Annotated in this window: 6 protein-coding genes; 3 read left to right on the top strand and 3 right to left on the bottom strand. The window is 64.0% G+C overall.

Features of this window, described 5'->3' with window-relative positions; translation table 11 throughout:
- A partial coding sequence (locus B3B04_RS14005) for an alpha/beta hydrolase (protein ID WP_292043758.1) occupies positions 1 to 538 on the top strand: 538 nt, incomplete at its 5' end.
- Here the strand turns inward: B3B04_RS14005 and dapE are convergent.
- Positions 535 to 1,728, bottom strand: a complete 1,194-nt coding sequence (gene dapE / locus B3B04_RS14000) for a succinyl-diaminopimelate desuccinylase (RefSeq protein ID WP_292043757.1) — start codon at positions 1,726 to 1,728, stop codon at positions 535 to 537. The two genes, B3B04_RS14005 and dapE, sit on opposite strands and share 4 nt — an antisense overlap.
- A gap of 83 nt (positions 1,729 to 1,811) precedes the next feature.
- On the opposite strand from dapE, the gene B3B04_RS13995 reads away from it, so the two are divergent.
- The gene (locus B3B04_RS13995; RefSeq protein WP_292043756.1) at positions 1,812 to 3,083 is read left to right on the top strand and encodes an MFS transporter; all 1,272 of its coding nucleotides are present in this window, start codon (positions 1,812 to 1,814) and stop codon (positions 3,081 to 3,083) included.
- 124 nt (positions 3,084 to 3,207) lie between these two features.
- On the opposite strand, the gene B3B04_RS13990 is transcribed toward B3B04_RS13995, so the two are convergent.
- Positions 3,208 to 4,242 carry a 2'-deoxycytidine 5'-triphosphate deaminase gene (locus tag B3B04_RS13990; RefSeq protein ID WP_292043755.1) on the bottom strand — a complete coding sequence of 345 codons (1,035 nt, stop codon included), beginning with the start codon at positions 4,240 to 4,242 and terminating at the stop codon, positions 3,208 to 3,210.
- A gap of 104 nt (positions 4,243 to 4,346) precedes the next feature.
- Here B3B04_RS13990 and apaG point away from each other — a divergent pair, with 104 nt between their 5' ends.
- On the top strand, positions 4,347 to 4,754 hold the full coding sequence (gene apaG / locus B3B04_RS13985) for a Co2+/Mg2+ efflux protein ApaG (RefSeq protein ID WP_292043753.1): 408 nt from the start codon (positions 4,347 to 4,349) through the stop codon (positions 4,752 to 4,754).
- 71 nt (positions 4,755 to 4,825) lie between these two features.
- Here apaG and B3B04_RS13980 read toward each other — a convergent pair.
- Positions 4,826 to 5,164, bottom strand: a 339-nt coding sequence (locus B3B04_RS13980; RefSeq protein WP_292043751.1) for a GcrA family cell cycle regulator, incomplete at its 5' end; no start/stop codon positions are given.

Genomic DNA, 5,164 nt, shown 5'->3' with positions numbered 1-5,164 from the left:
GGGGCAGACGCGCCACGCCTACGGACCGTTTTCGCGCCAGTCATTGATCCTGCTGGGCGGACGTGGATCGGCACGGCAGCCTGTGGTTCTGATGCTGGGGCGCGCCGAACGCGGTGCCCCTGACAGCCGGATGATGGCCAGCGCGCGGCGGCTGAATGCGCGCGGCATAACGGTCGCCTTGGTCGACCGCCGGGCCGGACGCCACGGCTTTAACGCCCACACATCCGATGTCGCCACAGCGCTGGGCTGGTTGATGGAGCGCCGCGAGGCTTTGGCTCTGGATGGCCGGATCGCTCTATGGGGCGAAGGATCAGGCGCGACGGCGGCCCTGCTGCTGGGTCGCGACAGGCGCTATCTGTCACGCATCGGGCTTAATCTGCGCGATCTATGGGGCATGGTGTTGCTGGACGAGGATCAGGCGCGCGATGCGACCCTGACCCACCCGTCGGCCTATGGCACGGGCGATCCGGCGGCGGTGTTCAGAGGCACGGCCACGCAAGTGCGCGACGCCGAAGCCTTTATCTCGGGCCTGCTTTAGGCCTTCAGGCGCGCGAACAGGGCGCGCATCACCTCGACATAGACATCGGTCAGATCGCGCAGTTCCTGTTCGGGAACGCGCTCGTCGATCTGGTGCATGGTCTGGCCCACCAGACCCAGCTCCACCACCGGACACATATAGCGGATGAAGCGGGCATCGGACGTACCGCCGCTGGTGGAGGCTTCGGGGCGGCGACCGGTCACGGCCTCGACCGCATCCTGCACCGCGCCGATGAAGACGGCGTTTTGCGTCAGGAAGGCCTCGCCGGAGATCATGTGCTGGACCTCGATGCGAAGACCCGTTTCAGCCTGGAGGGCACCGGCTTCCTTGTTGATCCACTCGGCCAGCGCCGCGCCCGTATGCGTCGGGTTAAAGCGGATATTGGTGCGGGCCTTGGCCACGGCGGGGATGATGTTGGTCGCCGTATTGCCGATGTCGATTGTGGTGATTTCGAGATTGCTCGGAGGAAACTCTGGATAACCCTCATCCAGCACACGCGCGTTCAGGCGGGCCATCAGGTTGGCGATGACAGGCGCAGGATTGGCGGCGCGGTCCGGATAGGCCACGTGGCCCTGTTTGCCGTGGACGGTGAACCAGCTGTTGATCGAGCCGCGACGGCCCACCTTGATCATGTCGCCCAGTTGCGCCGCCGATGACGGTTCGCCGACGATGCAGGCGTCAATCACCTCGCCCTCGGCCATCAGGGTCTCGACCACGCGCTTGGTGCCGTGAAGGGCGGGGCCTTCCTCGTCGCCGGTGATCAGCAGGCTGAGCGATCCGCCAACTTCCCCTTCGGCCAGAAGGCGTGACAGGGCCGCTACCCATGCGCCGATGCCGCCCTTCATGTCGACCGCGCCACGGCCATACAGAATGCCGTCCTTGGTCTGACCTTCAAACGGGCCGGTGGTCCATTGCTCGGCCGCGCCGGTGGGCACCACATCGGTATGGCCCGCGAAACAGATATTGGGCGAGGCCGTGCCACGGCGGGCGTAAAGGTTGATGATGGGCGCATCGTCGCCCTGACCGCTCGGGCCCTCGAACACCATACGGCGGCAGCTAAAGCCCAGCTCTGTCAGCGCCTTTTCCAACACCTCCATCGCCCCTTCATTGGCGGGGGTAACCGACGGGCGGCGGATCAGGGCGCGGGTCAGTTCGACGGGATCGATGATGGCTTGTGATACAGTGTTCATGGGATCATGCTTTAGGCAGGGATAGTCGCGCCGAGAAGTGCGTTATCACTCCCTATGCCTCCCCTCTTAGAGATTTTTGCTTCGTGACGACCGTTTCCAAGCCGCCAGAGACTGTTCCTGCCCCCGAAGACCCCTCCAGTCCGTGGAAGATCCGAGACTTTCGCCTGTTGTGGGTGGGGCGGTTGGTGGCGGTTCTGGCCATCCAGATCCAGTCCTCCGCCCTGTTGTGGCAGGTCTATGAGATTGCCCGCCGCGATCACCCGATTGAACAGGCCAGCCTGTATCTGGGGCTGGTGGGACTGTGCCAGTTCCTGCCTCTGTTGGCCTTTACCCTGCCTGCCGGTGCCATGGCTGACCGGCGCGACCGCAAACATACGGTGACCTTGTCGATCATTGTCGAAATGCTGTGCGCCAGCATTTTTCTGGCCATGGCGCTGCATGGCTCGCCGCCGCTGTGGGGACTGCTGGCGGTCGCGGCTGTGTTCGGGGCGGCGCGGGCATTTCTGGCTCCCGCCTCGCAGGCCTTCCTGCCGATGGTGGTGGGACGAAAGGCTCTACCGGCTGCCATTGCGGCTCAGGCGATCTCGTTCCAGACGGGTGCCATCGCGGGGCCGGCTCTGGGCGGGGTGATCGTCGGCTTTACCGTGCCGCTGGCCTATGCCTCATCGGCAGCGTTGTTCCTGATGGCCATTGCCTGTTTCCTGCTGATCAGGACGTCCGGAAAACCCGAGGTGGGGCCCAAGGTGTCGCCGGTCGAACTGGTCAAAGAGGGGCTGGGCTATGTGTGGAAGACCAAGATCGTGCTCGGGGCCATATCGCTAGACCTGGTCGTGGTGCTGTTTGCAGGCGTGGCTCTGCTGACGCCGATCTTTGCGCGCGACATTCTGCATGTCGGGGCCATCGGGTTTGGCTTCCTGCGCGCTGCCTTTGGGGTAGGGGCGCTGGTGATGGCGCTGTGGCTCAGTCGCTATCCGATCCAAAGGAATGGCGGCACGTGGATGTTTGCCGCCGTGGCTGTTTTCGGCATCTGCACCATCATCTTTGGCCTGTCCGAGATCGTCTGGCTGTCGGCGCTGGTGCTCTTTATCGGCGGTGCCGCCGACATGATTAGTGTGAACGTGCGCCAGACCCTGATCCAGCTGGCCACCCCCGATCACATGCGGGGCCGTGTGTCGTCGGTGTCCATGTTGTTCATCGGCGCATCGAACGAACTGGGCGAGGCCTATTCGGGCGTGATGGTACGCCTGCTCGGCCCCATCGGCGCGGCCGTGTTCGGCGGGGTCGGTGCGCTGGCTGCGACGGGCATCTGGGCCAAGGTATTCCCCTCCTTACGGAAAGCCGATCGGCTTTCCTGATAGGCAAAAGGCCCGCTGATCCAGCGGGCCTTTCTCTTGGGTCAGGCAAGGGTGCGCCTCATCCCATTCACACGCGCGATGAAGCCAAAGTCGCCCTGCGGTTAAGCCCGGCGGCGCTCGCCGCCTACTTCCATTCCTTGAAGTGTTTCGACAGCTTCAGGCCCTGTTTCTGATAGTGGCTGCCGCCTTCGCCATAGAGGCGGGTGGGGCGCTCGGTCAGGGGTTCATAGACAAGGCGGGCGACAGTCTGCTGGTGCTCCAGCAGGAAGGGGGTGTCGTGCGTGCGAACTTCCAGCACGCCCTTGGAGCCCGCCCCGTGGGCCTCGTCCGTGCCAAAGCCCGGATCGAAGAAGCCTGCATAGTGGACACGGAACTCACCGACCGACGGATCGATCGGGGTCATTTCGGCGGCCTGATCGACAGGGATTTCCACGTCGTCTGACGACGCCAGAATATAGAACTCGCCCGGATCCAGCAGCAGGTCGCCATTGCGCAGGGTCAACGGTTCCCAGAAATCGCGCGGGTCATGCCCATCCACGTTTTCCAGATCGACCACGCCCGCGTGGCGGCGGCCACGGAAGCCGACGATACCGTTCTCGTTCGGCATCAGATCGACACCGACGCTGCGGGTCTCCAGACGCGGCGGCTCACCGGCCTTGAGGCGCAGCTGGTTCAAGCGTGTGCCCGGACGCACGAGGATGGAGAAGGTCTGCGGCGCGATTTCCAGATAAAGCGCGCCCTTATAGCCTTCATCGACATCGTCGAAGCTTTGGCCCTGATCGGTCAGCAAGCGCACAAACACATCGACACGGCCGGTCGAGGATTTTGGATTGGCGCGGGCATTCAGTCCCTTGGGCAGGGACAGGTGTTCCTGCAGGCGGGCGATGTAGACGCAGCCCTTTTCCAGCACATAGCCACCCGACAGGTCGATCGAGTGCATGGCCACATCCTTGATGCGGTCCTCGACCTTGCGCTTGCCCGGCAGGAAGCTGGCCCGCACACGCCACGCCACGTCCGACAGGCGCAGGTCCAGACTGGCGGGCTGGACCTGATCGGAATCAAATGGGGTCTGGCTGGTGATGGCCCCCGTCGCGATCAGGGTCTCAATGCCCTGAAAGGGGATGATGCCGGCTTGGTCGGGAAGTTTGAAACTGGTCATGCCGTCCTGTTCTCACACGGATTTTTCTGCCTGTCTCGCCCAGAAAACAGTCATCGGGGAAAGACTCAGCTTGAACCCCGTCTACGGCGGGACGCATATAGCGTATGCCCAGTGCTTCTGCCTATAGCGCCGAAACCGATGGTGTGGTCGTTCGCGTCCAGCCGTCCTATCTGGCTGCCCAATCCGACCCCGAAGCCAACCACTGGGTCTGGGCCTATCAGATTGAAATCGTCAATCTGACGGGCACGCCGCTGCAATTGGTGGCGCGTCGCTGGACGATTACCGATGCGCTGGGCCGCGTCGAGGAAGTGCGCGGATCGGGTGTGGTGGGTGAGCAACCGGTGATCGAGCCGGGCGACAGTTTTGCCTATGCCTCGGGATGCCCGCTGACCACGCCGTCTGGGTCGATGGTCGGGGCCTATTTCATGCAGGATCCGGAAGGCCACATGTTCGAGGTGGCTGTCCCGCATTTCAGTCTGGATGTGCCGGACGCGCGCCGCACGCTGAACTAGGCGCGCCAAAAGAAAAAGGCGCAACGGTTGCCCGCTGCGCCCTTTCTCTCGAGATTTCCGCGAGGCGGAACTTAGATGTAGCGACGCAGGCTACGGGCCAGTTCGGACGCGCCGTCCTTCGTGCCCTTTTTGACTTGCGGCTGATAAGCGACGCGGGCGTGCTCGACGCAGTACACGCCTTCCGAGGCGCGGCGGCCGCAGAAGGAGAAGTCGCGCGACGACGGGTCGCCGATCGGCCATTTGCACATGTGTGCGCCCAGCGTCAGCACAGTGGCGGTGCCCGGCAGTTCCGGTGTCTGAGCGACGGTCGGGGCCGACGGAGCCTGAGCCGTCATCACCGGACGCGGAGCCACAGCCTCGATGCGGCGCGGGGCCGACGGCGCTTGCGGCTTGGGAGCCGGTGCCGGAGC

The sequence above is a fragment of the Brevundimonas sp. UBA5713 genome, from assembly GCF_002419815.1.
Lineage (GTDB): Bacteria > Pseudomonadota > Alphaproteobacteria > Caulobacterales > Caulobacteraceae > Brevundimonas.
This window is presented reverse-complemented; position numbering and strand designations above follow the sequence as displayed.

Coding starts and splice junctions, on each gene's coding strand:
- dapE (WP_292043757.1), bottom strand. CDS start 1,728: ATGAACACTGTATCACAAGCCATCATCGATCCCGTCGAACTGACCCGC.
- B3B04_RS13990 (WP_292043755.1), bottom strand. CDS start 4,242: ATGACCAGTTTCAAACTTCCCGACCAAGCCGGCATCATCCCCTTTCAG.
- apaG (WP_292043753.1), top strand. CDS start 4,347: ATGCCCAGTGCTTCTGCCTATAGCGCCGAAACCGATGGTGTGGTCGTT.